The organism is Klebsiella planticola (genome assembly GCF_000783935.2).
In the GTDB taxonomy this organism is placed as follows: Bacteria; Pseudomonadota; Gammaproteobacteria; order Enterobacterales; family Enterobacteriaceae; genus Klebsiella; species Klebsiella planticola.
Map to the genome: position 1 here is coordinate 4,500,487 of NZ_CP026047.1, position 17,182 is coordinate 4,517,668.

At 57.8% G+C, this 17,182-nt stretch carries 15 protein-coding genes; 8 read left to right on the top strand and 7 right to left on the bottom strand.

The genetic code is table 11. From position 1 onward, the window contains the following. The first annotated feature begins 33 nt into the window (after positions 1–33). Positions 34–1,359, top strand: a complete 1,326-nt coding sequence (locus tag MC50_RS21590; RefSeq protein ID WP_047664911.1) for a uracil-xanthine permease family protein — start codon at positions 34–36, stop codon at positions 1,357–1,359. Positions 1,360–1,369: 10 nt separating this feature from the next. On the opposite strand, the gene pgtA is transcribed toward MC50_RS21590, so the two are convergent. Genes pgtA through MC50_RS21605 form a run of 3 tightly spaced genes read right to left on the bottom strand, consistent with a single transcriptional unit; the run spans position 1,370 to position 5,797 of the window. Then, the gene (pgtA, locus tag MC50_RS21595) at positions 1,370–2,614 is read right to left on the bottom strand and encodes a two-component system response regulator PgtA (RefSeq protein ID WP_032687668.1); all 1,245 of its coding nucleotides are present in this window, start codon (positions 2,612–2,614) and stop codon (positions 1,370–1,372) included. Beyond that, a complete protein-coding gene (pgtB, locus tag MC50_RS21600; RefSeq protein ID WP_047664912.1) occupies positions 2,580–4,607 on the bottom strand; it encodes a two-component system sensor histidine kinase PgtB in 2,028 nt (675 codons plus the stop codon). The genes pgtA and pgtB overlap by 35 nt, the downstream gene beginning before the upstream one ends. Further along, positions 4,604–5,797, bottom strand: coding sequence for an ABC transporter substrate-binding protein (locus MC50_RS21605; protein WP_099973228.1), 1,194 nt, complete (start codon positions 5,795–5,797; stop codon positions 4,604–4,606). The genes pgtB and MC50_RS21605 overlap by 4 nt, the downstream gene beginning before the upstream one ends. 526 nt (positions 5,798–6,323) lie before the next feature. On the opposite strand from MC50_RS21605, the gene pgtP reads away from it, so the two are divergent. Then, positions 6,324–7,709, top strand: coding sequence for a phosphoglycerate transporter PgtP (gene pgtP / locus MC50_RS21610; RefSeq protein WP_032696173.1), 1,386 nt, complete (start codon positions 6,324–6,326; stop codon positions 7,707–7,709). Between the two features lie 96 nt (positions 7,710–7,805). Here pgtP and oxlT read toward each other — a convergent pair whose 3' ends face one another. Further along, on the bottom strand, positions 7,806–9,080 hold the full coding sequence (gene oxlT / locus MC50_RS21615) for an oxalate/formate MFS antiporter (protein WP_046852492.1): 1,275 nt from the start codon (positions 9,078–9,080) through the stop codon (positions 7,806–7,808). A gap of 305 nt (positions 9,081–9,385) precedes the next feature. Between oxlT and MC50_RS21620 the strand changes: the two genes are divergently transcribed. Then, complete coding sequence (locus tag MC50_RS21620; protein ID WP_047664913.1) at positions 9,386–9,853, top strand: GNAT family N-acetyltransferase; 468 nt, start codon at positions 9,386–9,388, stop codon at positions 9,851–9,853. 24 nt (positions 9,854–9,877) lie between these two features. Here MC50_RS21620 and MC50_RS21625 read toward each other — a convergent pair whose 3' ends face one another. Continuing rightward, a complete protein-coding gene (locus tag MC50_RS21625; protein WP_032687665.1) occupies positions 9,878–11,077 on the bottom strand; it encodes an MFS transporter in 1,200 nt (399 codons plus the stop codon). A gap of 108 nt (positions 11,078–11,185) precedes the next feature. On the opposite strand from MC50_RS21625, the gene MC50_RS21630 reads away from it, so the two are divergent. Beyond that, positions 11,186–12,133: an AraC family transcriptional regulator gene (locus MC50_RS21630; RefSeq protein WP_032696170.1), complete on the top strand. Its 948-nt coding sequence runs from the start codon at positions 11,186–11,188 to the stop codon at positions 12,131–12,133. 30 nt (positions 12,134–12,163) lie between these two features. Here MC50_RS21630 and MC50_RS21635 read toward each other — a convergent pair whose 3' ends face one another. Then, complete coding sequence (locus tag MC50_RS21635; RefSeq protein ID WP_046852490.1) at positions 12,164–12,442, bottom strand: VF530 family protein; 279 nt, start codon at positions 12,440–12,442, stop codon at positions 12,164–12,166. A gap of 285 nt (positions 12,443–12,727) precedes the next feature. Here MC50_RS21635 and MC50_RS21640 point away from each other — a divergent pair, with 285 nt between their 5' ends. The 4 genes from MC50_RS21640 to MC50_RS21655 are packed head-to-tail and all read left to right on the top strand — an operon-like array spanning position 12,728 to position 16,030. Continuing rightward, positions 12,728–13,756, top strand: a complete 1,029-nt coding sequence (locus MC50_RS21640; RefSeq protein ID WP_032696168.1) for an isopenicillin N synthase family dioxygenase — start codon at positions 12,728–12,730, stop codon at positions 13,754–13,756. A 23-nt stretch (positions 13,757–13,779) separates the two neighbouring features. Continuing rightward, positions 13,780–14,586 (top strand): MetQ/NlpA family ABC transporter substrate-binding protein, encoded by an 807-nt coding sequence (locus MC50_RS21645; RefSeq protein WP_032687661.1) that lies wholly within the window; start codon positions 13,780–13,782, stop codon positions 14,584–14,586. Further along, a complete protein-coding gene (locus tag MC50_RS21650) occupies positions 14,583–15,374 on the top strand; it encodes a methionine ABC transporter ATP-binding protein (RefSeq protein ID WP_073554066.1) in 792 nt (263 codons plus the stop codon). The genes MC50_RS21645 and MC50_RS21650 overlap by 4 nt, the downstream gene beginning before the upstream one ends. After that, positions 15,371–16,030: a methionine ABC transporter permease gene (locus MC50_RS21655; protein WP_162180096.1), complete on the top strand. Its 660-nt coding sequence runs from the start codon at positions 15,371–15,373 to the stop codon at positions 16,028–16,030. Before MC50_RS21650 ends, MC50_RS21655 begins: the two co-directional genes overlap by 4 nt. Positions 16,031–16,081: 51 nt before the next feature. On the opposite strand, the gene MC50_RS21660 is transcribed toward MC50_RS21655, so the two are convergent. Continuing rightward, on the bottom strand, positions 16,082–17,149 hold the full coding sequence (locus MC50_RS21660; protein WP_102990885.1) for an NAD(P)H-dependent flavin oxidoreductase: 1,068 nt from the start codon (positions 17,147–17,149) through the stop codon (positions 16,082–16,084). Between the last annotated feature and the right edge of the window lie 33 nt (positions 17,150–17,182).

The window sequence follows — 17,182 nt, forward strand, 5'->3', positions numbered from 1 at the left end:
CTCTCTTTTGACCTCTTTGGGAGGCATTTATCTATGCCGCGTTCTGACTCGGATATTCCGGATAACGAAGCCCTGCCCTGGCAAACTCTGCTGTTGCTGGCGTTTCAGCATGTTCTGGTGGTGGTCGCCACGCCAATCACCGCCGTTTTCCTCATCGCCCAGGCGCTGCACTTCAGCGATACCGTCACCACGTCGCTACTGAGCGCGACCTTTTTGCTGTGCGGGCTGGGGGCCATCGTACAAAGCCTCGGTATCGGGAGCGTCGGCGCGCGGCTGCCTTTCATCATGGTGCCCGGCGGCGCGCCGATTGCAATTTTTATCGCGATTGCCCTACAAACGTCGATACAGACGGCGATTGGCGCAGTAATCTTAACGTCGCTGTTTTACTTTATCGCCCTGCCCGTTTTCCGCCGTTTTCTGCACCATTTCCCGCCGTTTATCATCGGGATCATGCTGCTGATGGTCTCGATTAACCTGATTCGGTTGTACGGCGGACTGATTATCGGGCCACCGGGCAGCGGCCATTTTGCCCAGCCAACCCACATTCTTCTGGCGCTGACGACCATCCTGATTACGCTTATCTTCGCGCTGGCGTTTACCGGGATCCTGCGTCAGCTGTCGGTGATGTTTGGTTTACTGGCCGGTACTCTGCTGGGGGTGGCCCTGGGCAGCACCGATTTCAGCGAGGTCAGTCACGGGCCGCTGTTCAGCCTGCCACAGCTGTTTCCGTTCGGCTGGCCGGTTTTTAATCTTACGGCGTCGCTACCGTTATTAATTTACGCCGTCATCTCAATGGCGGAAGCGGCCGGGCAAACGATCGCCACCGCGGAGATCGTCAACTCGCCGCAAAACGTGCACAAAGCGATTCCCCGGACGATCCGCGGCGACGCCATTATTTCGCTGCTGGGCGGGCTGTTCGGCACCTCCCTGATTATTACCTCCGGCGAAAATATTGGCGTCGTGCGCACGACCAACGTCAGATCCCGTTATGTCACGGCGACAGCGGGAGCGCTGCTGATCCTGATTGCGCTGCTCTCCCCACTGGTTCGCCTTGCCACCTGCCTGCCAGGCCCGGTGGTCTGCGGTACGGCGGTGATCGTTTTCAGTATCATCGGCGTCATCGGCATCGGTATGATTGCCCGCGAACCGCTGCATACGCCGGGGAAAACCTATGCCTTAGCTGCCGGTCTGGCGATGGGGATGTTGCCGATACTTGTGCCCGGGCTGTATCAGAATTTCCCGTCAGGAATACAGATGGTACTGGGCAACGGTATGGCGGCCGGCACCCTGACTGCCATCATCGTCAATTCGCTGTTTATGCTGAGCGAAAAACGGGCAGCCGTCAGACTTAAGCATTAGGCCGTACCGCTCAGCGATAATGATGTTTGTCTAAGCCAAATTTTTTCATTCGCAGGTAGAGCTTTTTGCGCGGGATCTGCAAATACTCTGAGACATCGTTGATCCGGCCCTGATGGATGTTCAGGGCCTCAATAATGATCTGCCGTTCATAATCCTCAACCCGCTGGTCAAGCTGCATCGGCTCAACCTGATGCAGCAGCGGATTGGGGATTTCGGCCAGCGGCATCACCCCGACGGCAAATAGCTTGGCCGCATTTGCCAGTTCGCGCACGTTGTTCGGCCAGTGGCGATTGACCAGCTTTTTAGCCAGCGCCGCCGGCAGTTCTGGTACCGGATGATTCAGCCGTAAACAGGCCTGCTGTAGATAGTGCAGAAACAGGGGCTCGATATCGTCGAGACGCTGCGCCAGCGGCGGGCAAAACTGCTGGGTCATGGCAAAGCAATAATAGAGATCGGGAAGAATAAGGTTATTGCCCACCAGGGCAATGAGCGGCTGCAGCCCCGTGGCAACCAGTCGACACGGCGGTTCATCCTGCGCTTGCTGATGGGCCAGTACCAACTGCTGTGCCTGGCTCAGAAACTCGATATTCCGCAGAACCAGCGTCCCGCCCTGCGCCTGCTCACACCACGCCTGCAGCGGTGCCTCCTGGCCTTGCAGGATATCGCCGAAAATTATCGGCCGGTCGCCGCGCGTGCTGAGGCGATGCAGGTAGCATGCCGCCAGCGTTCGCCCCGTTCCCCGTTCGCCATGAAAATAGACCGCGACATCCGTTTCGGCCAGCTGCTGAAGCGTTTGTCGCATCTGGGTAACCCACTCGCTGCGGCCAATCAGGTTGTCTTCCAGCTGCTCTTTTTGCCACTGTCGCCGCACCACCTGCGACTGACGCTGGGCCAGCGCTTTATCGATCAGGTCTAGCAGCTGCCCGGGATTAACCGGTTTTTGCAGAAAATCCCATGCGCCTTTCTTAACCGCCTCAACCGCCATCGGGACATCGCCATGGCCGGTAATTAATATCACCGGCAGATGCGGGTCGTGTTTAAGCAGTATCTTCAGCAAATCGATGCCGGAACAGTGCGGCATACACACATCGCTGAGCACGATACCGGGCCATGCTTCGCTGACCAGATCCTGCGCGCGCAGCGGATCGCCACAGGCGTAAACCCGATGCCCGGCCTGGGTGAGCAGCTGGGTATAGGCGTCGAGGACATCGCTGTCATCGTCAATCAGCAATATATTGTGGTGATCGGTCAACATGACTTATTTCCGTAGCTAAAAATTGCAAAACAACACAGGCATGTCGATCCAGCGTCGACGCCAGCCGCAGATGCCCTTCCATCTGTATCATTAATGATTCGCTGATCGACAGGCCGATCCCCAGTCCCAGCTGCTTGCTGGTTACAAACGGCTTGAGGAGCGACCCCGCCAGCGCCAGCGGCCAGCCGCCGCCATTATCCGCAATCATCACCGTCCAGCCTTCCGCCGTACGTTCCCATGCCACGCTAATGCAGGGCGCCGTCTGGGCGGCATCCAGCGCGTTGGTGAGCACATTTACCAGCACCTGCTGGATGCGCACCTCGTCACCGAGGACCTGCGGTTCATCAGGCGGCAGGTTCAGTACGCCGCACAGCGGTTTATGGCGCAGCGCCAGCAGCTCCCAGGCGGCAACGAATGCCTGGCGCAGACTGACGGCGCTGGCAGGCGTATCCGCTTCCGAACGACGAGAGAACTGCCGCAGGTTGCGGATAATGGCGTCGATTCGGCCAATCAGCCCTTCCGCCCTGGCCAGGGTCTGGCTGGCGCTGGCCATCTGCTCATGCTTAATGGCGGTGCGGGCGCTGTAGAGATACATCGACAGAGCGTTAAGCGGCTGATTGATTTCATGCGCCAGCGTCGTCATCGTCTGCCCGACGACCGCCAGCTTGGCCGCCTGAACCAGCTCATCCTGGGTCGTACGCAGATGGAGATCGACCCTCTTGCGCTCCGCGATCTCCTGTTCCAGCAGCTGGCGTTGTTGAGTAAGCTGTCCCAGGGTATGGCGCAGCAGTTTCCCGATGCGCCCCAGTTCATCTTCGCCATACACCGGAATAGCGGCGTTAACATCGCCCAGTCCGATACGCACCACCGCCTGATTAAGCTGAATAAAGCGTTTAACCAGCCGCGAACGGATAAAATAGTGGTTGAGCAAATATGCCAGCGCCAGCGCCAGCAGCGTGGCAATCAGAATCAGACTGCCGCTGAACCACATGGTATGTTCGAGGCGCTGATTGAAGGCGCGCATTTTTCCGTGGCTGTCGCTGAGCTGGGACTCCAGCTGGGCGCGAAAACGCGCCAGCGTGCTCTCTTTGGCTTGCGTCACCTGCGCCAGCGCCTTTTGCGCTTCAATATATTGCCGAATCGCGGCCGGCATTTTGTTTTCCGCGATCCCGGTATCGAGCAGCTCGTCAATGGTTTGCCGCAGGGTTATCGTGCTGGGATAGCCTTCCAGCAGATGCATATTTTCATCCGCGGTGTTTTTAAGGTAGGTCAGGTAGCGAATATGCCCTTCCACGTTACCGTCGCCCTCCGTGCTGGACTGCACCTCGGTGAGTCTGTCGCGCAGGTCGCTGATAATCTGGCTCTCAATGCGCGCCAGGGTGTAGACCTGCTGCTGTTCCCCCTGCACCGCCCGCAGATTGGCCTGCAGACGATGAACGGCGTGGCCCTGCTTGTCCTCCATCTGATCTAGCAAGGCGCCCTGCTGCCAGCTGAAGTCCTGCACCAGGGAGTTCATCTCTGAGGTAAAGTCATCATGCAGCCAGTTAATCCGCGCGGTGATTTCATTGACCTTTTCCCGCGCGATAAACATGTTGTAGAGCGAACGATCGAGCCTGGCGAGCAGCTGACGGCTGTCGCGAAGCGTCAGCTCAATTTGCTGGCGTTCCGGCATATCAAGACGCTGGCTTAACCTGTCGATGTCATCCAGGTGTTGCAGGATCTGGTTGCGTAATTGCAGGCGCGAGGTGGTATTGGCCGCCAGTAAAAACTCATTAAGCTGATCGACCAGCGTATTCAGGCTGTTTTCAATCAGGAACGAGGTCTGAATCCGCGGGAAATAGTCGTTGAGCGCATAGCGAATTTGCGAGCTCTGCTCGTGCCAGGAGTAGAGGCTGACGCCGCTGACGACGAGGGTCAGCAGCGCGCCGGTCAGGAACGCGCCGCGCAGGCTGGCGCTGATGGTCAGGTTCCTGATAAAGCCGGGCAACCTCATTTCAGGTTCTCCAGTTTAACGATCGCCTGCCGCTGTTGTTCCTGGAAAAAGAGCTGCCACTCCATCATGAGCTGTTCGGCCCGATCTTTATTATCCAGCTGTCGGAGATAGTCCTCATCGCGACTCTGCTGCTCGCTGACCGGCATGGCGGTCAGCAACGCGCGGACCTCCGGTAGCGGCGTTTTTAGCCGGGCTTCTGCATTGTGCAACGCTCGCCAGGCATCCTTCAGCTGCGACAGACGAAAGCTTATCGCAGTATCAAACAACTTTTGTACCAGACGCTGACGTTGCAGGATCAGCTGATAGTTGAGTGAGGGTTCGCTCAGTAGCTGGCGCTGCTGGCGCGCGCGCGGTGTATTTCCCGGATCGGGGATAATCGAGTATTTTCCGGTGTTGGTATCCGAGAGCGCCTGCTGGCCTTCCGGACTAAGCAAAAACTGAATAAAGCGCCGGGCATCCGCCGGGTACGGGTTATGACCAATCATCGCCACATAGGTAGGTGACGCCGCCGAGTGCGGAAAATAGTGAAACGTCAGGTTTGGATCGTCGAGCAACAGATTGGCGTAGTTATCAATCACCGGGCCGACCGAGCCTAAGCCGCTTTTGATTTTATCCGCCACGCCAAAACTGCGGCTGGAGATAGTGATCAGGTTCCCCGCCATGCTCAAAATGATTTCCCATCCGTGGTTCCAGCCCTCCTGTTGCAGCAGCGATTCCACCATCAGATGGTTAGTATCCGAACGCGAGGGGCTGCTCATTAATAAGGTGCCCTGGTAGCGCGCCTGCATCAGATCGTCCCAGCTGGCGGGCAGCGGCAGCTGGCGCTCGCGGAGATTACGCTGGTTAATGAGCAGACCAAACCCGGAGATGGCCACCGCGACTGCGGTACCGCGGATCGAAGCCGGTACCCGCTGCTGCGACTGGGCCGGCGCGTCCGGGTAGGCGGCCAGCCGCTGATGTTCCTGCAGGTGCTGCAACAGCATGGGCGATGAAGTCAGCACCAGATCGATATTCTCGCCTCCGGCGCCGTCCAGCAGTTGTTCCAGCGAGGCGCTGGTGCGATTCAGAGTACGGATGATCACCGATTGCGGCTGAGTCTGCCAGCGGCTGATGATATAGGCGGTCGCATCTGGTGAGAAAGTGGTGGCAATCACCAGCTCATTCTTTTTGGCCTCAACGCTAAAGACCATCAGCAAACTGAGGAAGAGTCCAATACCCCAGCCCCGCTGTCGTTTATTTGACCGCTTTGTCATGAAATACCCTTCTCGCTGCCAGCGTTTTGTGATCGTTTTCATAAAACCAGAACATGAATAAATAATATCTCGCTGAGCTTTGTGACAAAAAAGTTCATTGCCCGACGCGTTCGTTAAAGCCGGGGAAATATCCATATTCGGCTTTATCCTACAGAATAATAAACAGCCTACCACCGCTATTAAAATTATACTGTTAACAAGGTCAAACTAACAAGAACGCAGGCCCTTAGGGCTATTGCGCAATTTGCACCCAGCTCGGCTAAGTATTTCACAAAAAGAGTGGCGACCGGTAAATATATTTGGGTCAAAAAAAGAACCTCCGGATTTATATTTGAGTCATTTTTGACTCAAATAGCCTGGATTGTATTGCCGCTTTGTTTTCACCACAATTGATAACGTACTGACGACAGCTTAATTGAATTATCCCGACATTCACCACCGCTAATAAAATACAGGTACGGTTATGCTTTCATTATTAAAACCCAAGGTCGCCGCGGCCACGATTCCTGCGCAACAGATTGTCCCTACCTATAAACGCTATCGGATGCAGGCGCTACTGAGCGTCTTCCTCGGCTATCTCGCCTACTACATCGTGCGTAATAACTTCACGTTGTCGACTCCCTACCTCAAAGAGCAGCTTGACCTGAGCGCCACCCAAATTGGCATGCTCAGCAGCTGCATGTTGATCGCCTACGGTATCAGCAAAGGGGTGATGAGCAGCCTGGCGGATAAGGCCAGCCCGAAAGTCTTTATGGCCTGCGGGCTGGTGATGTGCGCGGCAGTGAACGTCGGGCTGGGCTTCAGCAGCGCGTTCTGGATTTTCGTCGCGCTGGTGGTGATCAACGGGCTGTTCCAGGGCATGGGCGTTGGCCCCTCGTTTATCACCATCGCCAACTGGTTTCCACGCCGCGAACGTGGCCGGGTCGGCGCATTCTGGAACATCTCGCACAACGTTGGCGGTGGTATTGTCGCCCCCATCGTCGGAACCGCTTTTGCGCTGCTCGGGACCGAACACTGGCAGACCGCCAGCTATATCGTCCCCGCCGCGGTTGCGGTGCTGTTTGCCGTTGTGGTGCTGATTCTGGGAAAAGGCTCGCCGCGCAGCGAAGGGCTGCCGGCGCTCGACGAAATGCTCCCGGAAGAGAAAGTGCTGCTCAATACCGGCAAAGTGGAAAAAGCCCCGGAAAACATGAGCGCCTGGCAAATCTTTTGTACCTATGTGCTGAAAAACAAGAACGCCTGGTACGTCTCGATGGTCGATGTGTTCGTCTACATGGTGCGCTTCGGAATGATCAGCTGGCTGCCTATCTATCTTCTGTCGGTGAAGCACTTCTCGAAAGAAGAGATGAGCGTCGCGTTTCTGTTTTTCGAATGGGCGGCCATTCCGTCGACGCTGCTGGCCGGCTGGCTGTCGGATAAGCTGTTTAAAGGTCGCCGCATGCCGCTGGCGATGATCTGCATGACGCTGATCTTCTTCTGCCTGATTGGCTACTGGAAAAGTGATTCGCTGTTTATGGTCACGGTGTTTGCCGCCATTGTGGGTTGCCTGATTTACGTCCCGCAATTTCTGGCCTCGGTACAGACCATGGAGATTGTGCCGAGCTTTGCAGTCGGTTCTGCCGTCGGTTTACGCGGTTTTATGAGCTACATCTTCGGCGCGTCGCTGGGCACCAGTCTGTTCGGCGTGATGGTGGATAAGCTGGGCTGGCACGGCGGTTTCTATCTGCTGATGGGCGGCGTGGTGTGCTGCATTCTGTTTTGCTATCTGTCACACCGTGGGGCGCTGGAACTGGAACGTAAGCGTCAGGAGGCGGCCAACGCGCACGAGCTGTCGCTGGCACAGGCGTAAATTCGCCGGTATGAGATAAAGATTGAGATAAAGGTTGAGATAAAGAATAGCCCCGGCGGCGGCAAACTGGCGCCGGGGCAGACATCCGGAGAGCCTTTAGTCAATCGCGGCAGCGTCACTGTGTTGACGGATAAACCGCGCGCGCCAGGGTTTCAACAGCGCAATCGCCAGCGCGGCGGTAATAAAATCAAGTCCTATCGCGCAGCTAAAGACCACCTCCCACCCTTGAGTATGCTGGTACAGCAGCGCCGCCAGCGGGCCGCCAAAAATCGATCCGATCCCTTGCGATATATACAACCAGCCGTAGTTAGAGCTCGCATATTCGCTGCCGAACGTGTCGGTCAACGTGGAGGGAAACAGCGAAAAAATCTCCCCCCAGCCGAAAAACACCACGCCGGACAACAGCACAAACAGCATCGGATCGTCACGACAGGCCAGCCACAGGGTCATCGCCACCCCTTCCAGCGCAAAGGCGATAAACATGGTGTTTTCCCGGCCATAGCGATCGGAAATAAAGCCGAACAGCGGTCGCGTCAGGCCATTGGTAAAACGGTCGATAGTCAGCGCTAGCGGCAGCGCGGCCATGCCGAACACCACCGCCTTACTGATGCCGAAATCCTCAGCAAAGACCGCCATCTGCGACGTCACCATCAGTCCGGAGGTCGACATCATCGCCATCATGGCAAACATCAGCCAGAAAAGCGGTTGGCGCAGCATTTCGCGCGAAGTGAATTGCCGGCTACTTTGCGCGACGGTCTGGCTGGCGGGCAACGCACCGCTATCGGGCGGCAGCTTCAGCCCCTGGCTGGCCAGAAATCCCACGGCGGCAAAGAGGAGGCCGAAGACCGTCATGGTCTGTTCTAATCCGTATTGGCCCAGCGAGACGGAGACAGGAAAGGTGGTCATAATCGCCCCCATGCCATACCCTGCCGCAACGGCGCCAGCGGCAAATCCACGATGGCGGGGAAACCAGCGCACCATTAAACCGACGACGCCGATATAGACAATACCGGTTCCCAGCCCGCCGAGTCCGCCATAGACGAGGTACAGCGCGGCCAGGCCGCTGACCTGAGCCGAGAGAACCCAGCTCAGCCCCGCCATGACCGTGCCGAGAGAGATAAGCAGCCGCGGGCCAAAGCGTTCAACCAGCCGTCCCTGAAACGGCGAGAAAAACGTCTGCAGGATAATCAACAGCGAAAAGGTCACCTGTAGTTCCGCTAACCCGACGCCCAGTTTGTCGGTCAACGGTCTGGTCAGCAACGTCCAGACATATTGTGGACTGGATATCGCAGCCATACAGATCAGGCCAAGTGCGAGTTGCGTCCATTTGCCATATCTGGCGACAACCAAAGGTTCTCTGAGAACGGTCATAATCAGCTCCAGTAATCCGTTAGCCACAAATCAAAAATGACGGCCACGACGGTATGGGGTCGTTGAAACCCCGCCCGTCCCCTGCGCATCCCAATACTTACAGTGCTAAGCATTAACCGTACCACGTTACTTATTTGTTATTTATCAGTGCATTATTAAAATAACCGGCCGTCGTGCCGCTGCCCTGCACCGCTGAAGGGCGGTTTTTGTTCGCCAGATGTGCAGGTAAAAAGGGAGATTCGCTATAATTGCGTCGCCGCCGGGGATGTTCCGGATTCAGGCAGAGAAAAGAGAAAGGAGTGAGATTGACTATTTCAGTTCGTCAGGCAACCCGTCATGACTGGCCGGCATTACAGCGGCTGTTTCTTTTATCGCGGTGTCATACGTTTACGTGGCTGAACGTCACCGATTTCCGCTTAACCGATCTGGAAAAGCAGACTGAAGGTGAAACGATCTGGCTGGCACACGATCCTCAGGGAGAGCTGGCCGGCTTCATTGCCGTCTGGATGCCAGACCACTTTATTCACCATTTGCATGTCGCTCCCGCCCGTCAGGGCTGCGGGGTTGGTAAAATGCTGCTGCAGGCATTACCCGGCTGGCAAGAGCACGGCTATCGGCTCAAGTGCCTGACGCGTAATCGCAATGCGCTGGCGTTTTATGCCGCCAGCGGCTTTGTCACGATTGGCGAAGGGATCAGCGACGAGGGAGCGTATCACCTGCTGGAACGCAAAGCGGCCTGGCCGGAACAACAGGCGAAGAAAATGCGCCCGTAGGCGCATCGTTAACGCGGCGCGGATTTATTCTTCGCTGACCGTGGATTTCACCCGCACGCCGGCAAAGACAATAATCATGGCGGTGAGCAAGAGTAAACCGCTGCCGGTAAAGACGCCGCTGGCGCCATTGAGGTCAAACACCGCCCCGCCGCCGGCCGCTCCGGCGCTGATCGCCAGCTGAATAGAGGCAACCAGCAGCCCGCCCGCGCTTTCCGCTTCATCCGGCACCGTCGTCGCCAGCCAGGTTGACCAGCCTACCGGCACCAGACCGAAGGCGAAGCCCCACATGGCGACCAGCAATCCATCGAGGAGCGCGATATGACCGAAGGTCACCATCATCAGCGCCAGCACGCTCATAGCCAGAGGAACCAGCGCCAGCGTCAACCGCAGGCTGCGACTCAACAGATGCCCGGCGATCGAGGTCCCGATAAAGTTCGCCACCCCGAATCCCAGCAAAATCAGGGAGACGCCTTCGACGCTGGCCTGGGCGACGGTCTCGAGGAACGGCCGCAGATAGGTGAAAAAGGCAAAATGGCCGCTGAAGATTAAAATGGTGGCCAGCATCCCGCCAACCATGCCGGGACGGCGCAGCACCTTAAACAGCGTAGCAAAGCTGCCGACGCTTTCCGGGCGCATTGAGGGCAGCACCCACAGTTGCCACAGCAGCGCCAGAACGCTTGGGACCGTACAAAGAATAAAGACGCTGCGCCAGCCGATCAGGCCGCCCAGATAGCTGCCCAGCGGCGCAGCCACTACGGTCGCTATCGACACGGCGGAGAAGATCACCGCCAGCGCTTTCGGCACCAACGCGGCAGGCACCAGACGCATCGCCGTGGCGGTCGACATCGACCAGAACCCGCCGATCGCTATCCCCAGCAGCAGGCGTCCCAGCAGCAGAAACTCCAGCGAACTGGCGAAGGCCACCATCAGGCTGGAGACGATCTGCAGGACAGAAAAGAACATCAGTACCCAGCGGCGATCGATATTTTTGGTGGCGGGGGTGATCAGCAAGCCGGTCACCAGCGCCACCAGGGCCGTTGCGGTCACCGCCTGCCCTGCCATCCCTTCGCTGACCCCAAGGCTGGCCGCCATCGGTGTCAACAGGCTGGCGGGAAGGAACTCGGCAACAATCAGGCCAAACACGCCCAGCGCCAGCGCATAGACGGCGCGCCACGCGGGCCTGGCATTTGCCAGGCTCTCTTCAGCTGCAATGCAGGAACTCATAAACATCTCTCCAGAACAATTAACATTTCGTTAAGGTTAGGAGCTTACGCCAGGACGATCTATGATAAATACTCTGTGATTATTGATAATTCGTCCGGGAATGATGTTATGACTCAGCAAGCCCTCGATCTCACCAGCGAACTCCTGCGCGGCATGCGCCTTTCCGGCGTCAACTACCGGCGCATCGAAACCTCCCGTCCTTTCGGCGTCGAGTTCGGCTTCGTGCCCGGTAAAGCGCAGTTTCACTTTGTCAGCCGGGGACCGGTACTCCTGCGCATGGTCAGCGGTCAGCGCTTAATGTTGCAAAGCGGCGATGCGCTGTTTATTCCCAACGGCGATGGGCACGTGCTGCTCTCTGATGACCAGGCATCGGTAGTCAACGTCTCCAGACTTCCCAGCGAACCGGTTTGTGGCTCGGTGAGCTGCGTCAAAAACGCGTGCGACGACGCGAAAAGCGACAGCGCCATTATCTTCAGCGCGTGTATGGACTTTGAGCTGGGCGGCATGCAGCCTCTGGTCAAAGCGATGCCGGAAGTGATGCTGGTCAGCAGCCTGCTGACCAGCCGCCCGGAAATCCAGCCGATGCTGGCGGCCATGGAACGCGAAAGCCTCACCCGACAGGCGGGCTATGCCGGTATTCTGGCGCGGTTGGCCGATGTGGTCGCCGCGCTGATCGTTCGCGGCTGGGTGGAGTGCGGTTGCGGCAACGCCACCGGCTGGGTACAGGTGCTGCGCGACCCTAAGCTGGCCAAAGCCATTTACGTTATGCATCAGCAGCCCGGCATTAACTGGAAAGTCGAAGATCTGGCCCGCGAGACCGGGACCTCACGTTCCGTTTTTGCGGAGCGTTTCCTCACCGCCACCGGTACCACACCCGCGCGTTATCTTACGGAGCTGCGGATGCGTCTGGCCGTGCAGTATATTTCGGATGAAGGTCAGACGCTGGAAAAGGTCGCCTTCCGCCTCGGATACAGTTCGCTAGCCGCCTTCAGCCGGGCCTTTAAGCGCATCACCGGCAAGGCGCCGGGGTCGCTCCGTGGCGAGACGGTGCTGTAACGCGACGGACCATCACACCCGGGCTACGCCCTACTCTTTTTTCTGCCAGTTCGCCCACGGGCTCTCCGCCGGTAGCGGCGTACTGGCGGAGCTTGAATCGTCGAGGGAGTCGATATAGAGGTCTTCAACTGCTTTGCGCGCCCACGGCGTTCGCCGTAAAAATTTGAGGCTCGATTTGATGCTCGGGTCGCTCTTAAAACAGTTGATCTTGATCCGTTTTGCCAACTCGGCCCAGCCATACTTTGCCACCAGGGCGTTGAGTAAAGCCTCGAGGGTGACGCCATGAAGAGGATCTTTGGAAGGCTGCATTGCGATGTTGAATCCTGAATACCTGGGAAATGTCGCACACCATACTGGCTACATCGCCCCTGCGCAAGGTTGAAAGAAGGTTCGCGTCACCTTTATCCATTATTCGCAAAAGCACAGAACCCCGCCCGGTCATAAATTAGAAAAGAAGGTTATTGGTTGATTATTTGCCGTTGAGGCAAGCTGTGTTCACCCCACAGAATGAGGAAATCACCATGCGCTGTTGTTGTCCCCGAACCCTGAACCTGAATAAACGCAACTCCCTGAACGCTGTCTTCGGAGAACACAATGAACGCAACGACTTTGCCGATTCTCGATCTTGCCCGCTACGCCGATCCTACTGAAAAAACGGCTTTTCTGGCCGACCTTCGCCATGCGGCCCGCGAGATCGGCTTCTTTTATCTGATCAATCATGGCGTCGACGATGGCTTGCAAAAAGCTGTCCAGCATCAATCCCGCCGCTTTTTTGCCCTGCCTGATGAGCAAAAGCAGCCGGTCGCGATGATTCATTCCCCACACTTTCGCGGCTATAACCGCGCCGCATCGGAGCTGACCCGCGGAGAGCCAGACTGGCGAGAACAATTTGATATTGGCGCCGAGCGTCCAGCGCTGCGTCTGGATGACAATGCGCCGCGCTGGCAGCGCCTACAGGGGCCCAACCTATGGCCGGAAGCCCTACCGACGCTGAAACCCACGCTGCTCAGCTGGCAGCGCGCCATGACCCAGGTCGGCACAACCCTGCTGCGCGCCTTTGCTGAAGCGCTGGCGCTACCTGATGACGCCTTTGAAACCTTATATGGCAATAAACCCAACGAGCATATCAAACTGATCCGCTATCCCGGTCAGCATGAGACGCAAAGCCACCAGGGCGTCGGCGCGCACAAGGACTCCGGGTTCCTCAGCTTCCTGCTTCAGGATGAGCAAAAGGGCCTGCAGGTAGAAGTAGCCCCCGGGCACTGGATCGATGCGACCCCGCTGGCCGGCAGTTTTGTGGTCAATATTGGTGAACTGCTGGAGCTGGCCACCAATGGCTATCTGCGCGCCACCGTGCATCGGGTAGTCTCTCCGCCGGCACACCAGGAACGTCTCTCTATCGCCTTTTTCCTCGGTGCGCAGCTGGATGCCACCGTCCCGGTCTACACCCTTCCACCGGAACTGGCGCAGGAAGCGCTCGGGCCCGACAGCGATCCACAAAACCCGCTGCTGCGCGAAGTGGGCTGGAATTACCTGAAGGGCCGCCTGCGCTCACACCCGGATGTGGCTGAACGCTACTACCAGGATCTGTTTCGCGAACGTACCGAGCAACCGATCGTTTAAAGATAAAAATAAAGGAAAACACCATGAAAATTGCCGCATTTAAACTGGCAGGGGTTGCTCTGTCTCTCTCCTTAGCCTGGACATCAGCACAGGCCGCCGCATTACGCGTAGCGGCGGACCCGGTTCCGCATGCGGAGATCCTTAACTACATCAAGAAAATCGACCCGAGCCTGGATCTGAAGGTGGTCGAACTGACCAGCGGCGTGAACGCCAATGAGCTGCTGGCCAACGGCGACGTGGACGCAAACTATTTCCAGCACGTTCCCTATTTGAAGGATCAGGAAAAGGCGCTGGGCAAGACCTTCGCCGTCGCCGCCACGGTCCATATTGAGCCTCTGGGTATCTATTCGCGCAAGCACAAAGACTTTGCTTCACTGCCGGAAAATGCCACCGTCGCCGTGCCCAATAACACCACCAACCTGAGTCGGGCCCTGTTCCTGTTGCAAAGCCAGGGGCTGATCAAACTGGCCTCCACCTTCACCGACCCGGCCACGACGCTGGCGACGCCAAAAGATATTGTGGAAAACCCGAAGCATCTGAAGATTCTCGAAATTGAATCGCCGCAGATCCCGCGCTCCCTTGACGATGTTGATCTGGCCGTGATCAACGGTAACTATGCGCTGGAAGCCGGGCTGACGCCGGCAAAAGACGCGCTTGGCCTCGAGAGCGCCAGCCATAACCCTTACGCCAACATTCTGGTCACCAATCCTTCCCTGGCAAGCGACCCGCGCATCAAACAGCTGGCGAAAGACCTGACTTCACCGCAGGTAGCAGAATTTATCCGACAACGCTATAACGGCTCGGTTATCCCGGTTGCGCCGAAATCATGATTGAAGCGATCGGGCTGAGTAAAACCTACGCCGGAACAGGCCGACCGGCGCTGAACAATGTGTCGCTGCAGGTCCCGAAGGGCGCGATTTACGGCATCCTCGGACGCAGCGGCGCAGGGAAAAGTACGCTGATCCGCTGTCTGAATCTGCTGGAGCGGCCCACGTCGGGCCGCATTATTGTGAACGGACAGGATATTACGCAGATGGATAAAGCCGCGCTGCGCGCCTATCGCCTGCGTACCGGGATGATCTTTCAACATTTTAACCTACTGCACGCGCGCAACGTCGCCGACAATATCGCGGTGCCGCTGGAAATTGCCGGCGTGAGCAAAACGGCGCGTCAGGCGCGCGTGGCGGAGTTGCTTGAGCTGGTCGGGCTTAGCGATAAAGCCCACGCGTTCCCTTCCCAGCTTTCGGGTGGGCAAAAGCAGCGCGTGGGTATTGCAAGAGCGCTGGCGTCAAGGCCGGACGTCCTGCTGTGCGACGAGGCGACCAGCGCCCTGGATCCCGAGACCACCGCCTCGGTGCTGGCGCTGCTGGCGGATATTAATCAGCGTCTGAATCTGACGATTGTGCTGATCACCCATGAACTGGAGGTGGTCAAAACCCTGTGCGACCACGCCGCGCTGCTGGAAAATGGCGAGATCGTCGAAAGCGGCAGTATTGCCGAACTGCTGGTGGCGCCGTGGTCGAAGCTACGTCAGTCATTGCTGCACGATCCGCAGTCGGAACGCGATTTTCTTGCTCGTCATGGTTATCATCGGAGGCCATTATGCACAGTCGCATGAGCTGGGATGACCTCTGGCCGCTGCTGTTGGACGGTACGCTGGACACGGTGTATATGGTGGGGCTGGCGGCGTTATTTACCGTTCTGCTCGGCCTTCCTGTCGGCGTGGTGCTGTTTATTTCGCGCAAAAACGGATTGCTGCCGATGCCGAAACTCAACGCGCTGCTGGGGGCGGTGATTAACTTTGGTCGCTCGCTGCCGTTTATCGTACTGCTGATTGCCCTGATCCCGTTTACCCGGCTGATCATCGGGACTACGCTCGGGAGCACGGCGGCGGTGGTGCCGGTCACGATTGGCGCCTTCCCTTTTTTCGCCCGGCTGACGGAAAACGCGCTTGATGAAGTGGATTACGGACGTATCGAAGCCATTTTGTCGATGGGCGGCACGATCTGGCATGTGATTTTTAAATCGCTACTGCCGGAAGCGTTGCCAACCCTGCTGGCTGGCGTCACGCTGACTATCGTGATGTTGATTGGCTTCTCGTCCATGGCCGGCGTCATTGGCGGCGGCGGGCTGGGCGATTTGGCGATTCGCTATGGCTATCAGCGATTTAATAATGAAGTGATGGTCGGCACGGTGCTGATTCTGGTGGCCCTGGTGCAGGGCGTGCAGATGGCGGGCGACCGCCTGGTCCGCCGACTGGCCCACCGTCGTTAAACGTCCGCAAAGTCTGACCTCAGCCGTAGCGGCAGGTCGCCATCACCACCGCTACGGCTGAGGGGAAAATCCGCCTTCGCGGATCAGCGCTTGCATCAGGTCCACTGCCGGCAACGCCCGGATCATCCCGACCCCCTGTCCTGCCCAATGTGCGCCAAACCCCCATTCGCCCTGCGCTTTCGCCACTGCCGCCAGCGCTTTCCCCGCGTCGTAGGCTAGCGGGTAATCCGGGGGCATAACCCCGGGATTGCGCCGGCCGGTTTCACAAAATGCATTATCGATACTGCGCGCCGGGCGGCCGGAAATCGCCGTCGTCATCACGGTTTTTGGCGCCGGTTCACCGCTCAGCGCCTGACGATATCCGACGTCGGTAGCCGATTCCGGGCAGAGCAGGAACGCGGTCCCCAGTTGAACCCCTTCTGCGCCCAGATGCATCATGCTGCGGATCCCGGCGCCGTCCATGATCCCCCCCGCGGCAATTACCGGTATTGACACCGTTCGCTTAAGCGCCTGAACCAGCGTCAAGGTACTCATTTGCCGATCGTCGCCGTGGGGATCGAAGATCCCGCGATGGCCTCCGGCCTCATATCCCTGCGCAATCACCATATCGACTCCCTCGGCGACTGCCCGCTGCGCCTCGTCTACGCTGGTGGCGCTGGCCATTATCACCACACCTTTTTCCTTCAGGCGGCGAATCAATGTCTTATCCGCCACGCCAAAGTGGAAACTGACCACCTCAGGCACCAGGTCAAGTAGCAGCTCGGCCATGGGCTGATTCACAAGGAAACTTTGATAGATTTCAGTCAGCGTCTCGGGCGGTTCCCCGCCGAAACGAGCAAATAACGGGCGCAACAGCGCGGTCCACCTTGCTTCCGTGTGCGGGTCCCGGCGCGCCGGCGCATGGCAAAACAGATTGACATTGACGGGTTGCGTGGTCAGATGACGAGTATGTGTAATCAGCGCTTCGGCCTGGGACACGGTCGATGCCCCCAGCCCCAGCGAGCCGAGCCCGCCGCTGTTACTCACCGCCGCGGCCAGCTCTGGCGTTGAAACCCCGGCCATCGGCGCTTGTATGATGGGATAAGCAATATCCAGTCTCTGCGTAAAGCGGTTGCGCATGGTCACCCTTTTGAATGTGTGATATTGAATACT

Bases quoted from the DNA above. Each gene is read 5' to 3' on its own strand.
- MC50_RS21660 (WP_102990885.1), bottom strand. From the start codon at position 17,149: ATGCGCAACCGCTTTACGCAGAGACTGGATATTGCTTATCCCATCATA.
- MC50_RS21590 (WP_047664911.1), top strand. From the start codon at position 34: ATGCCGCGTTCTGACTCGGATATTCCGGATAACGAAGCCCTGCCCTGG.
- MC50_RS21635 (WP_046852490.1), bottom strand. From the start codon at position 12,442: ATGCAGCCTTCCAAAGATCCTCTTCATGGCGTCACCCTCGAGGCTTTA.
- MC50_RS21650 (WP_073554066.1), top strand. From the start codon at position 14,583: ATGATTGAAGCGATCGGGCTGAGTAAAACCTACGCCGGAACAGGCCGA.
- MC50_RS21655 (WP_162180096.1), top strand. From the start codon at position 15,371: ATGAGCTGGGATGACCTCTGGCCGCTGCTGTTGGACGGTACGCTGGAC.
- pgtB (WP_047664912.1), bottom strand. From the start codon at position 4,607: ATGAGGTTGCCCGGCTTTATCAGGAACCTGACCATCAGCGCCAGCCTG.
- MC50_RS21625 (WP_032687665.1), bottom strand. From the start codon at position 11,077: ATGAGTTCCTGCATTGCAGCTGAAGAGAGCCTGGCAAATGCCAGGCCC.
- oxlT (WP_046852492.1), bottom strand. From the start codon at position 9,080: ATGACCGTTCTCAGAGAACCTTTGGTTGTCGCCAGATATGGCAAATGG.
- MC50_RS21605 (WP_099973228.1), bottom strand. From the start codon at position 5,797: ATGGTCTTTAGCGTTGAGGCCAAAAAGAATGAGCTGGTGATTGCCACC.
- MC50_RS21645 (WP_032687661.1), top strand. From the start codon at position 13,780: ATGAAAATTGCCGCATTTAAACTGGCAGGGGTTGCTCTGTCTCTCTCC.
- MC50_RS21630 (WP_032696170.1), top strand. From the start codon at position 11,186: ATGACTCAGCAAGCCCTCGATCTCACCAGCGAACTCCTGCGCGGCATG.
- MC50_RS21640 (WP_032696168.1), top strand. From the start codon at position 12,728: ATGAACGCAACGACTTTGCCGATTCTCGATCTTGCCCGCTACGCCGAT.
- pgtA (WP_032687668.1), bottom strand. From the start codon at position 2,614: ATGTTGACCGATCACCACAATATATTGCTGATTGACGATGACAGCGAT.
- pgtP (WP_032696173.1), top strand. From the start codon at position 6,324: ATGCTTTCATTATTAAAACCCAAGGTCGCCGCGGCCACGATTCCTGCG.